Raw genomic sequence first — 16458 nt, forward strand, 5'->3', positions numbered from 1 at the left:
AGAAAGATTGATATAGTTTCGGCTGATTCACACCCAAGGATGCTCCCATGCTGACGGCGGCCCTGCTTTTTCTTATTACCCTCCTCTTCGTCATCTGGCAGCCCAAAGGGCTCCAGATCGGGACGACGGCCGTCATCGGCGCCGTCATCGCCGTCATTCTCGGCGTCGTCAGTGTCGATGACGTCTGGACGGTGACGGGAATCGTCTGGGACGCGACGCTCGCCTTTATCGGGATCATCCTCCTCTCCCTCGTGCTCGACGAGATAGGCTTTTTCGAGTGGGCGGCGCTCAAGATGGCAAAGCTTTCCGGGGGCAGCGGCAACAAAATGTTCGTCTACATCCTGTTGTTGGGCGCCTTGGTGGCGGCTTTCTTCGCCAACGACGGGGCGGCGCTCATTCTCACGCCGATCTTGCTGGCGAAGATGAAGCACCTGAAAATGAACCCCGTCGCCGTCTTCGCCTTCCTGATGGCGGGGGGATTTATCGGCGACAGCGCCTCCAACCCGCTGGTGATCTCCAACCTCACGAACATCGTGACCGCGGGCTACTTTGACCTCGGGTTTTGGGAATACGCACAGGCGATGTTCCTGCCGAACCTCTTCAGTATCGCGGCGTCGATCATCGTGCTCTGGCTCTATTTCCGTAAAGATATCCCGCTCAAGGTCGACGTCTCCGAACTCCCCGAACCCGCCAGTGTCATCAAGAACATGACGATGTTCCGGCTCAGCTGGGGCTTTCTCGCCCTGCTGATGGCGGGCTACTTTGTCGGCGACCACTATGAGCTCCCCATCTCCCTCTTCGCCCTGGGCGGGGCGGTCGTTTTCCTCTTTATCGCCGACTACTACAAGGCGGTCAAACCCATCATGACCGTCAAGGCAGCACCGTGGCAGGTCGTCTGGTTCTCCATCGGCCTCTACGTCGTCGTCTACGGGCTGAAAAACGCGGGGCTGACCGACTACCTGGCCGATGCGGTGACGGCGATGGCGGCACAGGGAGAGGCGGTGGCGGTCATCGGGACCGGCTTCCTCTCCGCCGGCCTCAGCGCCGTGATGAATAACATGCCCACCATTATGATCATGGATATCGCCATCGCCGACGCGGGGCAGAACGCCCTGGCATACGCAAACATCCTCGGTGCCAACCTGGGGCCGAAGATGACGCCGATCGGCTCGCTGGCAACCCTGCTCTGGCTGCATGTGCTTGCCAACAAAGGCGTGAAGATAGGGTGGGGAGAGTATATGAAAGTCGGCCTTGTTATTACGCCGCCTGTTTTGCTGGCGGCGCTAGTCGGGTTGCTGGGTTAAAATATTCCATCAAGATTTGATGAGGTTTCCCTGATGATTTATTTTAGTTAGAGGCTTTCATTGGTCTGTTTGATTTCATCTCTGCATTGGATAATAGGAACAGGCTTGAGAACATGTGTTGCGAAACCGATACCAAGGTCATGGACCATATCAATGTAGCTTGTAAGACATGTGATCCTGTTTTTTTCGATTGTGATATCCAACTCATCAGAGGGTGTAATCAGTGTGTACCTTCCTGCCGGGAGACTTTTTGAAATAAAGCTACTATTCCGAAGTGTTCCGATGACTTCTTGCGTGTGTTTGTCTTTAACGTCATAACTTACAACCATACCTGTAAAACGATCCGGTCGATATATGTAAAGAAGGCCGTTATCGTTGACAGGTTCTTTAAATGCTGTGAATACTTCACCTTTGCCTGCACATCCTGAAAAGACAAATAAAGTAGAAAAGCTTAGAAATATAAATAGTAGACCTCTACTCATTATCACCCTTTGTATAGAGAATATTCTGTATATAGCAGAAATTAGTTGATTAATATTATATTAAAACTCTTTAGAACAAATTAATAAAAGTGATATGTGTGTTCATGAGGGGAAAGTTCTCCTCTGATTTTAGGGGAGGGGTTGCTGGCGACCCTCCTGTGTCTGCGCTAGTCCGGTTGTTGTTTTAAAGGTGTTTGTTCCCCTTTTTCTTTGCATGCACAAAGAAAAAGCCGAACCGGGAAAAAGAAAGTGCAAAGGGCTGCCGCTTTCGGGATATTCCATTCTATTGTTATCCGCTCGACACGCTAATTTTCGTTTCGGCCTTGACGGGAGAAGCGGATAGTCGCATGTTACTCTTAACTAGATCGTATCGATGCTCATCAGGGTCATTGTAGCGAGCAGGAAGAGGTTGATTCCCCGGAAAAGGGTACCGGCGCGTTCGGCGGTGAGCTGCCGGAAGGGGATGCGCCCGCCCGCGGCGGCCGTGGCGGCGGCCAGCGCTGCGAGCAGCAGCAGGATGACGGAGCTCCTGATCCCGAAGATCGCCGCGGTGTAGAGGGCGCAGAAGATGGTCATCATCCACCAGACGCAGAGCACGCGGCGGAAGCCGGTTTCGCCGAAGATTTCGACGGCCGTGGGAAAGCCCGCAGCGCGGTAGTCGGCGTCGTGTTTGGCCGCGAGCAGCCAGAAGTGAGGCACCTGCCAGACGAAAAAGAGCAGCCCGAGCGCAAAGAACTCCGGATCGGCGAGGCTCTGCCCCGCGGCGAGCCAGCCGATGGCCGGGGGGATCATCCCCAGCAGCCCCCCCGGCACGACGGCGAAGGCCGAATAGCGTTTGAGGATGGTGTAGACGCCGTTGTACCAGAAAGGGACGAAGAGGAAGAGCAGCAGGCCCGTCGTTTTCAGCGTGGCGGAGATCAGGAGCGTCCCCAGGGCGATCAGTGCCAGCGAGACGGCCAGGGCGGCATCGGGATGGACACGCCCGGAGGGGATGGGCCGCCGTTTCGTGCGTTTCATCTTGCTGTCGCTCTCCCACTCCTGGTACTGGTTCAGCGCCGAAACGCCCAGGGCGAGGAGCAGTACGGCCAGCGTTGAGGGAAGAAGCGGCGCAAGATCTCTGCCGCCGCCCAGGGCGAAGCCGAAAACGGCGGAGAGCGTCACCGCCGCCGAGAGGCGGAATTTGGTCAGTTCCATCAGTGTGCGAATCATTTGAGCTCCTTCATGTAGGTGACGAGCGCTTCGATCTCCTCAGCGGAGAGCATCTTCCCGAAGGGGGGCATAAGCCCCGGCGCAAAGCCTTCGACGATGTCGGCGTTCGGGGTTTCGACGGAGCTGCGCAGGTAGGCTTCGTCGGCGGTCACCTCGCGGTTTTTGCCGTCGGTGACGACCGTCAGCGTGCTGCCGTAGAGGCCTTTGAGCGTCGGACCGAGCTTTTTCGAACCGTCGAGGCTGTGGCAGGCGCCGCACCCCTTCGTATTGAAGAGGGTCGCCCCGTCAGGCGCGGCAGACGCCTCCTTCGGTGCGGCTGGTTCCGGTGTAGGTGTTGCGGCCGGTGCCGTCTCCCCGTGAGGGGCCGTCTCGGGCGCCGCACCGCCGCCGGAACCGTTTTGCTCTTTGATAAAGGTGACGAGCGCCTTCAGCTGCTCGGCGTCGATCTGGCCGGAGAGGTCGGGCATGACGCCGTCGGGGAAGCCCTCGGCCACGTCGGCGCCCGGTGCGCGGATGGCACGTTCGAGGTAGGCGTCGTCGACGACGGTCCGGCGCGTTTTGCCGCCCGTTGTCACGGTGACTTCTTTGCCGAAGAGTCCCGCAAAGGAGGGGCCGACGATGATGGAACCGTCTAGGCTGTGGCAGGAGACACATCCCAGCGTTTTGTAGAGCATCTCCCCTTGACTTTTTGGCGCGGCCGTGTCGTGGGGGCTCAGCTTGTCGCTGGCGTACCACGCATCGAAATCCGCTGCCTGCATGACTTCGACTTTCGAAAGCATTTTCGAATGGCTGAGGCCGCAGTACTCGGCGCATTCGATGTCATACCGTCCCGGCTTCGTGGCGTTGAACCAGATGTGCGTTTTGCGCCCGGGGACGACATCCTCCTTGACCCGGAAGGCGGGGACGAAGAAGCTGTGCAGGACGTCGCCGTCGGGCGCACCCATGATCAGCTTGATGTTTTTGCCGACGGGAACATAGAGCTCGGCGGTCTGCTTGCCGTTGGGATAGGTGAAGGTCCAGGACCAGCGCTTGCCCAGCACGTCGACGGTGAAGGCGTCTCCGGGCATCGTTCGCAGGTCCCGGAAAGAGGTGTAGCCGTAGTAGAAGATGACGAAGAGCAGGATCGTCGGGATGACCGTCCAGGCGATCTCGAGCCCCAGGTGGTCGCGGATGTTGCGTATCTCCCCGGGCTCGACCCGGCTGTGGTGGTAGCGGACGATGAAGAGCACCATCAGGCCTGCCACCAGGATGAACATGGCGATGGAGATGCCTGTTGTGATCCAGAAGGCGCGGTCCACGTCGGCGGCGAAGGTGGAAACGTTTTGATTGAATCCTTCGAGCATGCCGTCTCCTTTTATGAATGGGCTACGTCGATGCCGACGATGATGAAAAAGACCGCGAGGATCATCAGGGCCATGACGACGTACCCTTTGAGATACGCCGTCTCACTGCGCAGGTGCATGTAGTACGCGGCGACCAGGGCGACCTTCAGGACGGCGATGAGCATCTGGGTCCCGACAGTGCCGCCGACGTCAAGGGGAAGGAGTGAGGGCTGCACGAAGGTCAGCAGTGTCAGCAGTAGCAGTCCGCCCAGCACTTTGGTGTAGAGGGCGACGGAGGGGGTAGCGTGTTCCATCTCAGACTCCTATCATGTAAAACAGCGGGAAGAGGACGATCCAGACGAGGTGGACAAAGTCCCAGTAGAGCGTGACATTCTTCATGGCGATGGTATGCTCGGGCCGGATGCCGCCGGAGCGGATCAGCAGCAGCACCCAGCTCATCAGTGCCACCCCGGCGATAACGTGCAGGCCGTGCAGCCCCGTCATCACGAAGTAGAGGCCGAAAAAGAGGATCTCGCCTCTGTCCAGGGCGTCAAGTACCCCCGAACCGGGGTAGATGCCCCGGCTGATTTCCATGTTCCACTCAACGGCTTTGATCCCGAGGAAGATAAGGGCCATCAGGGTGGTAGCTCCCACGAGCAGGACCGCGGCGCGGACCCTGCCACGGCGCAGCATCATCGTGCCGAGCCCCATCGTGTAGGTGCTCACGAGCAGGATCACCGTATTGGTGCCGCCCAGCCAGACGTCGAGGTGGCCGGAGGAGGCGACATAGCTCTCCGTATGGCGGTAGAAGTAGATGGCGAAGAGCAGGAAGAGCGTTCCGAACATCATCGCCTCGGTCATCAAAAAGACCCAGAATCCCAGTTTGGCTCCCCCGTAGTCATCGTGAAAGTCGGCGACGGGATGGGGCTGTCCCTGCGCGTCGTAGGCCATTTCCTGTTGCATCAGCGTATCCTCCGGAAGTTTTCATCGAACTGCACGAGGGGCTCACCCGCATCGTATTCGTAGGGCTCGAAATCCACGTAGGGGATCTTGGCGAAGTTTTCCAGCGGCGGGGGCGAGGGGATGTGCCACTCCAGTGTCGTCGCGTTCCAGGGGTTGGGACCCGCTTCCCGCCCCGAGCGGAGCCCCCGGTAGAAGGTGTAGACGATCATGACCAGTCCGGATGCTATCAGCAGCGCCCCGATGCCCGAGATCTGGTGGTAGACGGTGAAATCGGGCAGATAGTCAAAATAGCGGCGGGGGTTGCCGAGAAAGCCGGCGAGGAACATCGGGAACCAGAGGGTGTTGAAGCCGACGAAGGCGAGCCCGAATGCGATGCGTCCCAGCCCTTCGTCATAGAGCTTCCCGGTGATCTTCGGGTACCAGTAGTGTAGACCCCCGATAAACATGAAGATGACCCCACCGAGAATAGTGTAGTGGAAATGTGCCACGACATAGTAGGTGTCGTGCAGGTGGATATCCGGCCCGATGGCGCCCAGGGTCAGGCCCGTCAGCCCGCCGACGGTGAAGTTGATGATGCTTCCCAGTATCCAGAGCATCGGCGTGGAGAGGATGATGGAGCCTTTGTACATCGTCGCCACCCAGTCGAAGATCTTAACCCCCGTGGGCACCGCGACGAGGAAGGTGAGAAAGGAGAAGATGATCCGGGCCAGGTCGCTCATGCCGGACGTAAACATGTGATGCCCCCACACGAGATAGCCTATCCCGGCGATGGATGCCGAGGAGATGGCGATGGCGTGGTAGCCGAAGATGGTGCGGCGCGTGAACGCGGGCAGCACCTCCGAGACGATGCCGAAGCCGGGGAGGATCATCAGGTAGACTGCGGGGTGGGAGTAGATCCAGAAGAGGTGTTCGAAGAGGACGGGATCGCCCCCTTTCGTCGGGTCGAAGATCCCCACTCCCAGGGTGCGTTCAAGGATCACCAGCAGCAGGGTGATGCCGACGACCGGGGTCGCGAGCACCTGGATCCATGCCGTGGCGTAGAGCCCCCAGATGAAGAGCGGCATCTTGAAGAAATTCATGCCCGGAGCGCGGAGCCGGTGAATGGTGACGACAAAATTGAGGCCGGTCAGAATAGAAGAGAGGCCCAGGATGAAAGCGGCGGTCAGGGTGGAAAGCACATGGGCATCGGTGCGGATGCTGTAGGGGGCGTAGAAGGTCCAGCCCGTATCGGCGAACCCCTGTCCCGTGACCAGCGAGGAGAGGCCGAGGATAACCCCCAGGATGTAGAGCCACCATGACAGAAGGTTCAGACGGGGAAAAGAGACGTCGCGCGCCCCCAGCATCAGCGGCAGCATGAAGTTACCGAGGGTCGCGGGGATCCCGGGGACGATGAACAGGAAGATCATCGTCACGCCGTGGAAGGTGAAGAGTTCGTTGTAGGTCTGCGGTTCGAGGAACTGGGCCCCGGGCGCGAAAAGCTCCGCGCGCATCGTCAGTGCGGCGCCCACGGCCATGAAAAAGAGCGTGAACATCACCGCCATATACATCAGGCCGATGCGCTTGTGGTCGATGCTGAATATCCACTGCAGGACGGGGTTGCGCAGATGCCCGAAGAGGGTATGGGTTTCATGATAGAAGCTAGGCATTTTTGTCCTCCATGGAACGCGTTTTTCTGCCGGAGAGCACCAGGTAGAGGAAGAAACCGGCCAGGATAAGCGTCAGGGCGATGGCTCCGAACTTTTCGGCGGCAAAGACGTAGGTCTTGTTCTTGGGGTCGAAGGCGAAACAGAAGAGCAGCCCCTTGGCGATGGTGGGGCGCACTTTCCCCTCCGAGGCTTCCATCAGGGCCATCTGGATATCGAAGGGGAGCTGCTGGATTCCGTTGAGGTAGCGGGTGATCTTCCCCTCCGGGGAGAGGGCGACGAGCACGGCGGGGTGAACGTACTCCTCCATGCCGTTCGGTCCGACCTGTTTTTCGTATTGGAAGCCCACGGCGTCGGTCACCCTGCGGATGTTGGCGTCGCTGCCGGTCAGAAAGGTCCAGGCGGCGGGGTCGAAGGGGCGGGGCATGGAGGCGAGGAGATTCGCTTTTTTCTTGGCCGCGTCGGCAGGCCCCTCGTCGGGATTGAAACTGAGGGTGATGATCTTATACTCGTTGCCTTCGGCCAGTTTGACCATCGGGAGGTTCTGGGCGAGGTCGTTGAGCTGGGGGGTGCAGAGCCCGGGGCAGCCGTAGTAGTTGAGGGTGAGTATGGCCGGTTTGCCCTGCATGATCTGCGCGAAGGTGGTGCGGTGCCCCTCGTCATCGATAAAGGGGACGTCCATCGGCAGCTGTCCGGCGGGATGCTCTTCCATCCCCAGCGTGGGCGGCGTATCGGCGCAGCTCGCCGCGGCACAGAGCAGCATGCATGCGAACCAGTAGAACGGCAGGGCAATCGGGTAGGTCTTTTTTCGTCGTATGCCGGCGGACATGGGGTGGTCTCCTTGTGAACAACGTCGAAATAGTGGTCGTGATGGGGCCTAACGGTCGTCGGCCCGATAAAACTGTTGTGTTCCCCTCCGGCATTTCCGGGAAGGAAATGCATGTTTTTGTTCCGAAAGTCGGAATGGCAGTATTTGGATTTCTAATACTATGCTAACGAGACAAACCAAAACGATTCTTTGAGATTGCGTCTAGTTCCCGAGTGCCCCGTTTCGTTTTAAACCGAAAAAGGGCTTAGATCGTGCAGTGGTCCTTGTGGATCTCCCTGCTTTTGGGGTAAGGGTCGATGGAGAGCAGGAAAACCGGGAGGAGGAACAGGTCGGTAGCGAGCGAAAGAGTGATGAGTTCGGCGCCGAATTTGCCGATGTCGCGCAGGTTCGGTACGGATGTCATCAGCAGTGACGCAAAGAAGATGACGAGGACGAAGGCACCGATGACGACGGGGACGGCGCCGTAGAAGAAGGTGATCTCCAGGGCGTGTTTGCGGCTGCGGCCGAAGAAGCGCGCGCGGAAATACTTGAAGGCGAAGTGCACCGTCGCGTCCGAGCCGAGCCCGACGGAGATGGACATGGCGATGAGCATCTCGAGGTTGACGGGAGTGTCGAGCATCTCCATGGCCAGTCCGAACCAGGCGATGGGGATGGCATTGGTGATGAAGCCGATGTAGATCATCCGCCCCGACCCGAAGATGATCCCCATGATCAGCCCGATGATGACAAGGGCCGTAAAGAGTGAGGCGGCGAGGACGACGATCTGCTGCTGCTTGGCGCTGCGTACGAGGGTCCGGACATCGCTGAAGTGCAGGGGCAGCGCCCGGTAGCCGCGCAGGTAGGTGAGCAGCGCCGCCGTGTCGACGCCGGGCTCCATGAAAAGGGTGAGTTTGAGTGTCTGTTTTTCGTCGTCGAAGTAGCGCTGGTTGAGATCGTACATGTCGATAAAGAAGAGCGCACGGAGGATCGCCTGGTCGTCCATCGGTTCATCGGGGGCTTCGGCCTGATGGATGAGGTGCAGCAGCGCGGCGACGCTGTCGACCCTGTTGACGCTGGCGAAACGGTGTGTCAGTTCCGAGGCGAAGGTGTCGATCCGCTCCACGGCGGCGGGGTCGATCTCGTCGAAAGGCATGGTGAGCACGAGGGTACGGCCGCTTTGTCCCGGGGAGAGGAGCAGGTCGGAGCGGGTCAGGAAGAGGCTGAGGCCCAGCAGCAAAATGCCGATGGTGGCCAGGTTGAGCAGACGCAGGAGTCTGGGGTTGTACTCCAGTTCCCGGCTGACGAAGTAGTAAACGGGCCGCGTAAAGCGCACCCGGGGGTGACGCACCCGGAAATAGCTGAGGAGGGCGATCAGCAGGGTCGTGTTGAGCAGCAGCGCGATGAGGGAGGCACCGATGATGCTGATGCTGAGCATCCGGACGATCTCGTTCTCGGAGAAGAGCAGCGTTCCCAGCCCTACGGCGGTGATGACCGTGGTCCAGAGCGCCGGGGTGACGGTCCGGTTGAGGGATTTGAGCAGGGCGCGGTGCGCGTCATCGCGGTACTGGGTGACGTGCCACCGGTAGTAGAAATAGAGATAGTCCACAAGGGCGATCGCGATGATGATGAGCCCCAGGGCGAGGTGCAGTTCGTGCAGCCCGGTGATGAGGTAGATGAGTTCAAAGGTAAAGAGCAGGGTGCCCGAGACGACGATGAGCGCGGCGAAGGCGGAGACGTAATTGTGAAAGATAAAGCGGAAAAAGAGGATGACGGCCAGGATGATCAGCCCCAGGTAGAGCAGGGTTTGCCGGTGGCTGAAGGTGTTGTCGGTCTCATCGAGCGTATAGGCGAAAGGGACGGAGAGTTGTGCTTCGGCCAGCAGATTATCCCCGTAGAGGTAGTAGTCGAAAGCGTCGAAGTGCTCCGTGACGTAGCGGCGGTAGGCATCGGGCAGGGCCCGGATAAAGGCGTACGCCTGGGCGGCGCTCAGTTCGGAGAGGGGAAGGGCCTTGATGAGCGACGACCCCTCGGTCGCCTTGTCGTTATAGATGTAGCGGCTGCTGAAGAGCGAATCGACGTGCCGCACCCCCGGGACCTCTGTCAGTTGCGTATGCAGTGCCGCCAGTTTTGCCTTGGTGTCGTCGTCGAACCGGTCGACATAGACCCGAAGGTGCTGCACGTTTTCCGGTACGATCCCCAGCGCCTTCGTCATCGCCAGCTCCTGGGAACCTCCCAGCCAGAACCGTTCGTCGCTGAGGACAAAGCTGAAACGTCCCAGGGCAAGCGTCAGGAGGGCAAGCAGCACGAAAAGCCCGATGACGGCGGCACGGTTGCGGGAGACGAAGGTGACGTAGCGGCTGACTTTGGGGGTCTCTTGATATCTCATGGCTGCTTCTTTTTGTCGAGGATGAGGTAGGGGCGTTTGTCGACGCCGATCTGCTCGGCTGCCGTTTTGATGCGGGTGACTTTGACATGGATTGCCGGCGGGGTGAGGCGGTTGAGTTTGGGCAGGGGCGCGCGTTTGAGCATGTAGTCCAGCATTGCCTCTTTGGGGCGGGGGGCATTGTAGATGGCGTTGATGACGGCCCCGGACTTGAACATGGGGTGGGCGTAGAGAAAAAAGTAGTAGTGGTAGCGCTCCTGCATCTTTTCACTCTCCGTGATCATGCCGACGAAGTCCCGCGAATGGGGGCAGCGCGGATCGATGAAGGCGTAGACGTCCGTCGGCCCTTTCCCCAGTTCGATGGCATCGCCTTTGATGGCGAGCAGAACCGGGAGTACTGAGCCCAGCGGTTTTTTGGCCGTAACCCCGGCGACGAGCGGAGCGGCGAACAGCAGGACCGACAACAGGCTGAGCAACAGTAATTTCATGATGAATGACGATTATAGTATACCTTCTTCCCATTTGCCTGTATAAACAGAACAAATAGGTGGCAGCCGGAGGGGTTTCGTTATCCTAAAGTGCTACAATAATAGGCAATACAAACGGCTGCAGGAGAGCGTATGAACGAAGTTTACAACCTGGCGATCATCGGGGCTGGCCCGGCAGGGATCGCCGCGGCAGTAGAGGGCTACCTTCTGGGGATGCGCGACATCATCATCCTGGAGAAGGGCCAGAGTCACAACGAGACGATCCGCAAGTACTACAAAGACAACAAGCGCGTTGACAAGGACTGGCAGGGACAGAAGGTCGAACTTGACGGCAACATCTATTTTATCGACGGTACGAAAGAGAGCACCCTCGACTTTTTCGATGAGGTGCTGGCGAAGCACTCTGTCAAACTGCAGACGCAGACGGAGGTGCAGAAGATCGTCAGAGCGGATGACGGCATCTTCGACGTGATGGTCCCCGGCGGCAGTATCCGTGCGCGCTATGTCGTCGTTACCATCGGCCGGATGGGCAAGCCGAACAAACCCGACTACAAGATCCCGACTTCGATCCGCAAACAGGTCAACTACACCCTCGACGACGTGACGGAGAACGAGAAGATCCTCGTCGTCGGCGGGGGCGATTCGGCAGTCGAGTACGCTGTCGACCTGGCCGCAAAAAACGATGTAGCCATCTGTTACCGCCGTGCGACGTTCCGCCGTGCCAACCCGACGAATCAGACGGACATCGCCAATGCCATCGCCCACGGCGAGGTGCGCCCTATTCTCAATACGAACATCGAAGGTCTTGAAGATGATGGCGGCAAAGTGAAGGTGATCTTCGAAGATCGCGAGCCGGAGACTTTCGACCGCGTCATATACGCCATCGGCGGGACGACGCCGAGCGCCTTCCTTACCGGTTCGGGTATCGGCATCGAAGAGGGGTGCCCGGTGCACGATGAGAACTACGAGTCCAATGTACCGGGCATTTTCGTCGCCGGGGACATTACCCAGGAGCGCGGCGGCTCCATCGCCCTGGGGCTCAACCACGGATTCTACATCGCGCGGCATATCCTCGACAACGACAAGACGCTGCGGCGTGACGACGACGTCATCAAACGGCTCGATTAAGGGCCTGCAGCCTGAACGGGCACAAGATGATGATAACTACGGCAGAAGGACTCTGAACATATTATCGGACGCTAGCAGATGATGATATGCGGAAAAGAAAGTAGGACTTGAACATTCAAAGCGTCTGTTTTTCATCTGTTGAACGTTCTTCTTCTTGGAGGGATGATGCTTCCGCTGTAAGAGCGGAAACATCTAATATAGACGCCCGGGCTGATTATTTAAAATAGAAGCGGGTGTCGACCAGTTTCGCTTCTGTGGAACCCGATGTTGCTGCTGCATCATAATTGCCCCACAGGAGTTGCTGATTCGGAGTATTGCCGCGTCTGCAGTCAATGCCGCCAGAACCGCCTTCACCCCTGATTTCGAGTACCAGATTTGAAACACCGTCATATTTGAACGGCTTCGTCAGATTGATACCGACCCAGTCCCCCGCTTTTACTGCAGGCGTGTCGATAATGCCTGAAAAGACAAGGGATTTATCGGACACAAGGTTGTCTGCGAAAACAGTACCTAAATCCATGGCGGTCGTATGTGCCATCGTGACATTGTAATCATAGCCCGTATGGGACGGTTGGGCACTATTCGCTCTACACTCGATGCGGTCGATGGTACCTGCAGAACCCAGTTGATACGCACTGTAAAGATGCTGCATAGAACCAACGGTGGCCCAGAATGGGAATGCCTGCCCCTCGTTGCTTGTCGACATCAGTACGCTCATCCCTGCACCGTTGAAACGGAACTTGGCATTGTTGACATAGCCGTCTACCGTGCCCGTAGCGACGTTGTTACCATAAACGCGCTGGCTGCCGCCCAGATCTACCACTTCGACATAATTCAGGTTCCCCTGTCCGGCGGACGTTGTGAAATCGACGACAAGGTTGTCTGTCCCGTTGTAGTTGAAGGTGCCGTTCAGAGGAATCCATACCCATCCACCGGCAGGAATGCCGGCCGGGACATGGACGGTGACATCCTGTGCAACGGTTACGAACTCGTCGGCGTTGTCGGCAAATGTCGCCGAAAGCACATCAGATGATGTATGTCCCATCTTGACGGTCATCGTATAGTTCCCTTCGACGGAGAGCTTGTTCAGCCGCAAGGCATAGCCGGTAACGGGACCGGAACCGTTGATGTCGGCTGCCATGTACATGTTTTGCAAACGGAGATTTGCCGCTGTCGTCAATGGGTAGGCATGGTCAAGCCCTGTGCCGTAGTATTGGGTATTGTCCCCGCCGCTAAAATGGAAACCGGCTTGAAAGAGTTGGTTGAACGAACTGGCGGTTAAGTCTGTAGTTGCTGAGGTCCACATCATTTGATCTATAGCAAGGTTGTTCTCTGCTGAAAAATGGACCGTCCCGTCACATGCGTCATTACGAAGGATGTCTACAACCAGATTGTCAACACCGTTATAAGCGAAAGCACTATCGAGTGGGATGCTGACAAATTCACCTGTCAGGCCGGTGGAAAGGAGAACAGTCCTGTTATCCAGTACCGTCATCAGGCTACCGGCACCATTTTCATAGTGATCACTGAATGTCGATGATGAGGCCAAATCCGTTGAAGTAGTGTGACCGATTTTGATGGTTGTCCCGGGACAAGATACCGCTGCCGCGAGATCCTGGGATAAGCGGAATGAAATCGCATCTATATTCCCGGACCCTTGTAGTTCATCCGCAGTATACATGATTAGATAATGCCGTGGATTTAGATTGAACGGTGATGTCCAATCAGCCACGGAAGTATCAGGGGCGTATGTTTTAATAAACCCACCTGTTGCAAGTGTTGACGATCCGCCACCACCGCCGCCGCCACACGCTGTCATAGCCACAATTGCCGCCGCTGATACGGTTGCTGTCAGCATTTTGCTTACCAAATTCATCGTGTACTCCTTATATGATTTTGGTCGAGTTTTATTACCTAATAACTATTGTACATCTTTCAATAATGAGATAACTTAAATAGAAAATAATAGTATATAGTGATGATATCAAAGTTTTTATATATTAAATATGGTTTTAATAAATTTTAAAAAATGACTTTTTTGAGAGATGTGTCGAAAGATTAAACAATAAAAATTAGAGGTGCAGTGACGCCTTTTTTGCTAAAAGAATGTTGTAGCCGTGCAGGAGAAGCGCTCTCCCGCGGTCAGTAGAAGACCGCCGAAGTATACCCGACCACGTTGCTTGTATCTTTGGTCGCCCAGCTGCTGGTGCGGTAGTCGAGGAGCTTGACGTTGAGGTCGTCGTTCTGGGCGGCAATAAGTACCCCTTCGACCCCGATGGCACCGCAGGCTTCGCATCCGGCATGCATCATGGACGGTTCCCGCTTGTCAATGGCGTTCAGGCAGATATTGTCGAGCCTGTTCGCCTCTTCCTCCGTATAGAAGTGGCTCAGGTCCGTGCTGATGACGACGACGTTCTCCTCGTCTTTGAGCAGGTCGGTGATGATGACGCCGAGCGTGTTCGGGTCGAAGGCGCCGTAGACCATTTCCACGACCTCAAGCTGCGGGGCATAGTGCCTGATAAAGGGCATCTGTACCTCGGTCGAGTGCTCCATGTGCATGGCAGGCTCGAACGCCAGCCCGTATTGCTCCTTCAGCTTTTCGGCATAGGCCCTGTCGATAGTCAGCGCCCCAAGCGGCGTGGCGAACTCGTCGAAGAGGGAGACGCTCATCCCGTGGAAGGCGACCCGGTGCGAAGGACCGATGACGATGGCGCGCTTGGCACTGCTGTGGCGCAGCTGCTCGAAGGCCAGGTGTGCGGTGAAGCCCGAGTACATGTACCCCGCGTGGGGGACGATCAGCGCCCGCGGCGTTTCGGGGACGTCGACGTTCCCCATCTCTTCGAACGCTTTGAAAAATCGTTCAATTTCCGAAGCCTGGGCCGGGTAGAAGGTCCCGGCATGTGCGGTCGTGCGTGCGCTCATCATACACCTCCTTGTTCCAGGGGAGCATCCTCGAAATGCTCCGCCTGGTAGGTGAAGATATCGGGGTGGTGGTTGAGGACGTCCGTCCCCAGGCCGGCCTTGAGGCCGAGGTGGGCGAAGAAGGAATCAAAGTCGGGCAGCTCCTCCCAGACCTGCGGCAGGAAGGTCGCGCTGCGTCCCCCAAGCTGCAGGATGACGCCGTCAACGTTTGGGCGGATTTTGCGCCGCAGGTCGGGAATATCGTCATAGGGGAGGTTTTCCGGAACACTCAGGAGTGAGACCTCCACACTGCAGCGGCGGTATTCACGGTCGGTCAGTGCCGAAAAGCGGGGGTCGCTGAAGGCCGCCGCTTTGGCGTTGGAAATCACATCCTCGTAAAGCGAGGTGTGCGGGACGATGGAACCGATGCAGCCGCGCAGTGATTTTCCCCCGATCTTGAGGGTGACGAAGGTAGCGCGGGGTTCATCCAGTTCCGGGAATTGAGCAAGCAGTTCGGCTTTATCGAAAGGGAAAGGTTCGCCGAACGCCGATGCGATCGCTGCACGTGCAAGCTGCAGCAGGAGGGTCTGAAGCGTCATAGCCGTCTCCTTCATGCCATATCAGATGATTATAGCACAAAATGTTACGTATAGTGACAGGTCAGCCGTGCAGCTCCTCGGCCGGCATCCGGACGATATGGAGCAGTTTGATGGCGATCATGACGACGATGACTTCGAAGAGCGAGGCGAGGATCAGCGCGTAGTAGTGGAGCTTGTCGATGCTGTTGCTGGTATAGGCGAGGGTCGTAATGGCGATAAGGAGCGTCAGCGGCATCGCGTGACTGAGCCCGATGCGCAGGGCGTCGCGCCACCCCATCGCAGGGGCGAAGATCTGTGCCGCGATGAGGCGGATCGCGATCATCACGAAAGTGACCATCAGCGCTTTGGAAATTAACCCCTCCATCATCAGCGCATTAAGGTCGAACGTCGTCCCGATATAGATGAAGAAGAGGGGGACGAGAAAGCCGAAACCGAAACTGCCGAGTTTCTCCGGGAGCTCATGCTTATGCTCGAAAAAGGTCGGGATGAACATCCCGGCGATAAAGGCGGCAAAGGCCAGTTCCAGGTCGAGATAGAGCATGATGGCTACCAGCAGGAAGAGGATACCGATGGAGAGGCGGACGTCCTGTTCGCGGTTGTCCACGTGGGGCATCAGCATCGTCGCCACCTCGGGGTACCACCAGAAAAAGAGCTGCAGCAGCTTGAACAGCAGGGTGATAATGACGATAAAGAGGACGAGCGAACCGATGGTCTTGAACAGCCCGATGCCGTCGCCGTACTCGAGCGCGGCGGAGGAGACGGTCAGGATGGCGATGGAGACGACTTCGCCGATCCCCCCGGCGAGCATCGCCAGCGCGAGCCACTCGGACTTGCCGTACTCCTTGTTGAGCGCGGCGACCAGACCGACGGAGATCAGCGGCAGCAGGACCATGAAAATACGGCCGAGTTCAAAGTACCAGACGGCGATGCCCGAGAGGGTATAGAGTGCCATGAGGTAGAGGGTGATACGCCGCAAAACGGTACGGTCTATCCGCCAGAAGGTGCGCAGGTTGATCTCCATCCCGGCCAGGAACATGAGGAAAAGAAAGCCGACCTCCGCGATGAATTCGAAGAAGTGGCTGCCGTGCAGGAGTCCGGCATAGCCGAAAAAAGCCCCGAGGATGATCTCGATCGGCGTGGTGGGGATCTTGAAAAGTTTGGCGAGGAAAGGGGAGAACATGATGATCAGCGCGAGGGTGATGATCAGCGTGATATCATGATCCATCGT

The 16458-nt window shown here is 57.6% G+C and carries 15 protein-coding genes; 2 read left to right on the forward strand and 13 right to left on the reverse strand.

Annotation, left to right across the window (positions count from 1 at the left end; translation table 11 throughout):
- The first annotated feature begins 47 nt into the window (after nt 1-47).
- On the forward strand, nt 48-1304 hold the full coding sequence (locus tag WCX49_RS01760; RefSeq protein WP_345985869.1) for an arsenic transporter: 1257 nt from the start codon (nt 48-50) through the stop codon (nt 1302-1304).
- Nucleotides 1305-1351: 47 nt separating this feature from the next.
- Here the strand turns inward: WCX49_RS01760 and WCX49_RS01765 are convergent, their stop codons facing one another.
- The 9 genes from WCX49_RS01765 to WCX49_RS01805 all read right to left on the reverse strand — a co-directional run bounded on the left by WCX49_RS01765 (nt 1352) and on the right by WCX49_RS01805 (nt 10602).
- The gene (locus WCX49_RS01765; protein WP_345985870.1) at nt 1352-1786 is read right to left on the reverse strand and encodes a hypothetical protein; all 435 of its coding nucleotides are present in this window, start codon (nt 1784-1786) and stop codon (nt 1352-1354) included.
- A gap of 360 nt (nt 1787-2146) precedes the next feature.
- Entirely contained in the window at nt 2147-2995 is an 849-nt protein-coding gene (locus WCX49_RS01770) for a UbiA family prenyltransferase (RefSeq protein WP_345985871.1), read from the reverse strand.
- On the reverse strand, nt 2992-4338 hold the full coding sequence (gene coxB, locus WCX49_RS01775) for a cytochrome c oxidase subunit II (RefSeq protein WP_345985872.1): 1347 nt from the start codon (nt 4336-4338) through the stop codon (nt 2992-2994). Before coxB ends, WCX49_RS01770 begins: the two co-directional genes overlap by 4 nt.
- 11 nt (nt 4339-4349) lie before the next feature.
- Complete coding sequence (locus tag WCX49_RS01780) at nt 4350-4631, reverse strand: cytochrome C oxidase subunit IV family protein (protein ID WP_345985873.1); 282 nt, start codon at nt 4629-4631, stop codon at nt 4350-4352.
- 1 nt (nt 4632) lies between these two features.
- Nucleotides 4633-5280 (reverse strand): cytochrome c oxidase subunit 3, encoded by a 648-nt coding sequence (locus WCX49_RS01785; protein WP_345985874.1) that lies wholly within the window; start codon nt 5278-5280, stop codon nt 4633-4635.
- Nucleotides 5280-6926: a cbb3-type cytochrome c oxidase subunit I gene (locus WCX49_RS01790; protein WP_345985875.1), complete on the reverse strand. Its 1647-nt coding sequence runs from the start codon at nt 6924-6926 to the stop codon at nt 5280-5282. Before WCX49_RS01790 ends, WCX49_RS01785 begins: the two co-directional genes overlap by 1 nt.
- Entirely contained in the window at nt 6919-7752 is an 834-nt protein-coding gene (locus WCX49_RS01795; RefSeq protein ID WP_345985876.1) for an SCO family protein, read from the reverse strand. Before WCX49_RS01795 ends, WCX49_RS01790 begins: the two co-directional genes overlap by 8 nt.
- A gap of 244 nt (nt 7753-7996) precedes the next feature.
- Nucleotides 7997-10117, reverse strand: coding sequence for a hypothetical protein (locus tag WCX49_RS01800; RefSeq protein WP_345985877.1), 2121 nt, complete (start codon nt 10115-10117; stop codon nt 7997-7999).
- Nucleotides 10114-10602 carry a hypothetical protein gene (locus WCX49_RS01805; RefSeq protein ID WP_345985878.1) on the reverse strand — a complete coding sequence of 163 codons (489 nt, stop codon included), beginning with the start codon at nt 10600-10602 and terminating at the stop codon, nt 10114-10116. The genes WCX49_RS01800 and WCX49_RS01805 overlap by 4 nt, the downstream gene beginning before the upstream one ends.
- A 132-nt stretch (nt 10603-10734) precedes the next feature.
- Here WCX49_RS01805 and WCX49_RS01810 point away from each other — a divergent pair, with 132 nt between their 5' ends.
- Nucleotides 10735-11730, forward strand: coding sequence for an NAD(P)-binding domain-containing protein (locus WCX49_RS01810; RefSeq protein ID WP_345985879.1), 996 nt, complete (start codon nt 10735-10737; stop codon nt 11728-11730).
- 214 nt (nt 11731-11944) lie between these two features.
- Here WCX49_RS01810 and WCX49_RS01815 read toward each other — a convergent pair whose 3' ends face one another.
- The 4 genes from WCX49_RS01815 to WCX49_RS01830 all read right to left on the reverse strand — a co-directional run bounded on the left by WCX49_RS01815 (nt 11945) and on the right by WCX49_RS01830 (nt 16455).
- Nucleotides 11945-13606 carry a hypothetical protein gene (locus WCX49_RS01815; protein ID WP_345985880.1) on the reverse strand — a complete coding sequence of 554 codons (1662 nt, stop codon included), beginning with the start codon at nt 13604-13606 and terminating at the stop codon, nt 11945-11947.
- A 266-nt stretch (nt 13607-13872) separates the two neighbouring features.
- The gene (gene amrB / locus WCX49_RS01820; protein ID WP_345985881.1) at nt 13873-14655 is read right to left on the reverse strand and encodes an AmmeMemoRadiSam system protein B; all 783 of its coding nucleotides are present in this window, start codon (nt 14653-14655) and stop codon (nt 13873-13875) included.
- A complete protein-coding gene (gene amrA, locus WCX49_RS01825) occupies nt 14652-15230 on the reverse strand; it encodes an AmmeMemoRadiSam system protein A (RefSeq protein WP_345985882.1) in 579 nt (192 codons plus the stop codon). The genes amrB and amrA overlap by 4 nt, the downstream gene beginning before the upstream one ends.
- A gap of 61 nt (nt 15231-15291) precedes the next feature.
- The gene (locus WCX49_RS01830) at nt 15292-16455 is read right to left on the reverse strand and encodes a cation:proton antiporter (RefSeq protein ID WP_345985883.1); all 1164 of its coding nucleotides are present in this window, start codon (nt 16453-16455) and stop codon (nt 15292-15294) included.
- Nucleotides 16456-16458: the final 3 nt, after the last annotated feature.

The organism is Sulfurimonas sp. HSL-1656 (assembly GCF_039645585.1).
Classification (GTDB): Bacteria; Campylobacterota; Campylobacteria; order Campylobacterales; family Sulfurimonadaceae; genus Thiomicrolovo; species Thiomicrolovo subterrani.

Coding starts and splice junctions, on each gene's coding strand:
- WCX49_RS01770 (WP_345985871.1), bottom strand. CDS start 2,995: ATGATTCGCACACTGATGGAACTGACCAAATTCCGCCTCTCGGCGGCG.
- WCX49_RS01790 (WP_345985875.1), bottom strand. CDS start 6,926: ATGCCTAGCTTCTATCATGAAACCCATACCCTCTTCGGGCATCTGCGC.
- WCX49_RS01780 (WP_345985873.1), bottom strand. CDS start 4,631: ATGGAACACGCTACCCCCTCCGTCGCCCTCTACACCAAAGTGCTGGGC.
- WCX49_RS01830 (WP_345985883.1), bottom strand. CDS start 16,455: ATGGATCATGATATCACGCTGATCATCACCCTCGCGCTGATCATCATG.
- WCX49_RS01785 (WP_345985874.1), bottom strand. CDS start 5,280: ATGCAACAGGAAATGGCCTACGACGCGCAGGGACAGCCCCATCCCGTC.
- amrB (WP_345985881.1), bottom strand. CDS start 14,655: ATGATGAGCGCACGCACGACCGCACATGCCGGGACCTTCTACCCGGCC.
- coxB (WP_345985872.1), bottom strand. CDS start 4,338: ATGCTCGAAGGATTCAATCAAAACGTTTCCACCTTCGCCGCCGACGTG.
- WCX49_RS01815 (WP_345985880.1), bottom strand. CDS start 13,606: ATGAATTTGGTAAGCAAAATGCTGACAGCAACCGTATCAGCGGCGGCA.
- amrA (WP_345985882.1), bottom strand. CDS start 15,230: ATGACGCTTCAGACCCTCCTGCTGCAGCTTGCACGTGCAGCGATCGCA.
- WCX49_RS01795 (WP_345985876.1), bottom strand. CDS start 7,752: ATGTCCGCCGGCATACGACGAAAAAAGACCTACCCGATTGCCCTGCCG.
- WCX49_RS01800 (WP_345985877.1), bottom strand. CDS start 10,117: ATGAGATATCAAGAGACCCCCAAAGTCAGCCGCTACGTCACCTTCGTC.
- WCX49_RS01760 (WP_345985869.1), top strand. CDS start 48: ATGCTGACGGCGGCCCTGCTTTTTCTTATTACCCTCCTCTTCGTCATC.
- WCX49_RS01805 (WP_345985878.1), bottom strand. CDS start 10,602: ATGAAATTACTGTTGCTCAGCCTGTTGTCGGTCCTGCTGTTCGCCGCT.
- WCX49_RS01810 (WP_345985879.1), top strand. CDS start 10,735: ATGAACGAAGTTTACAACCTGGCGATCATCGGGGCTGGCCCGGCAGGG.
- WCX49_RS01765 (WP_345985870.1), bottom strand. CDS start 1,786: ATGAGTAGAGGTCTACTATTTATATTTCTAAGCTTTTCTACTTTATTT.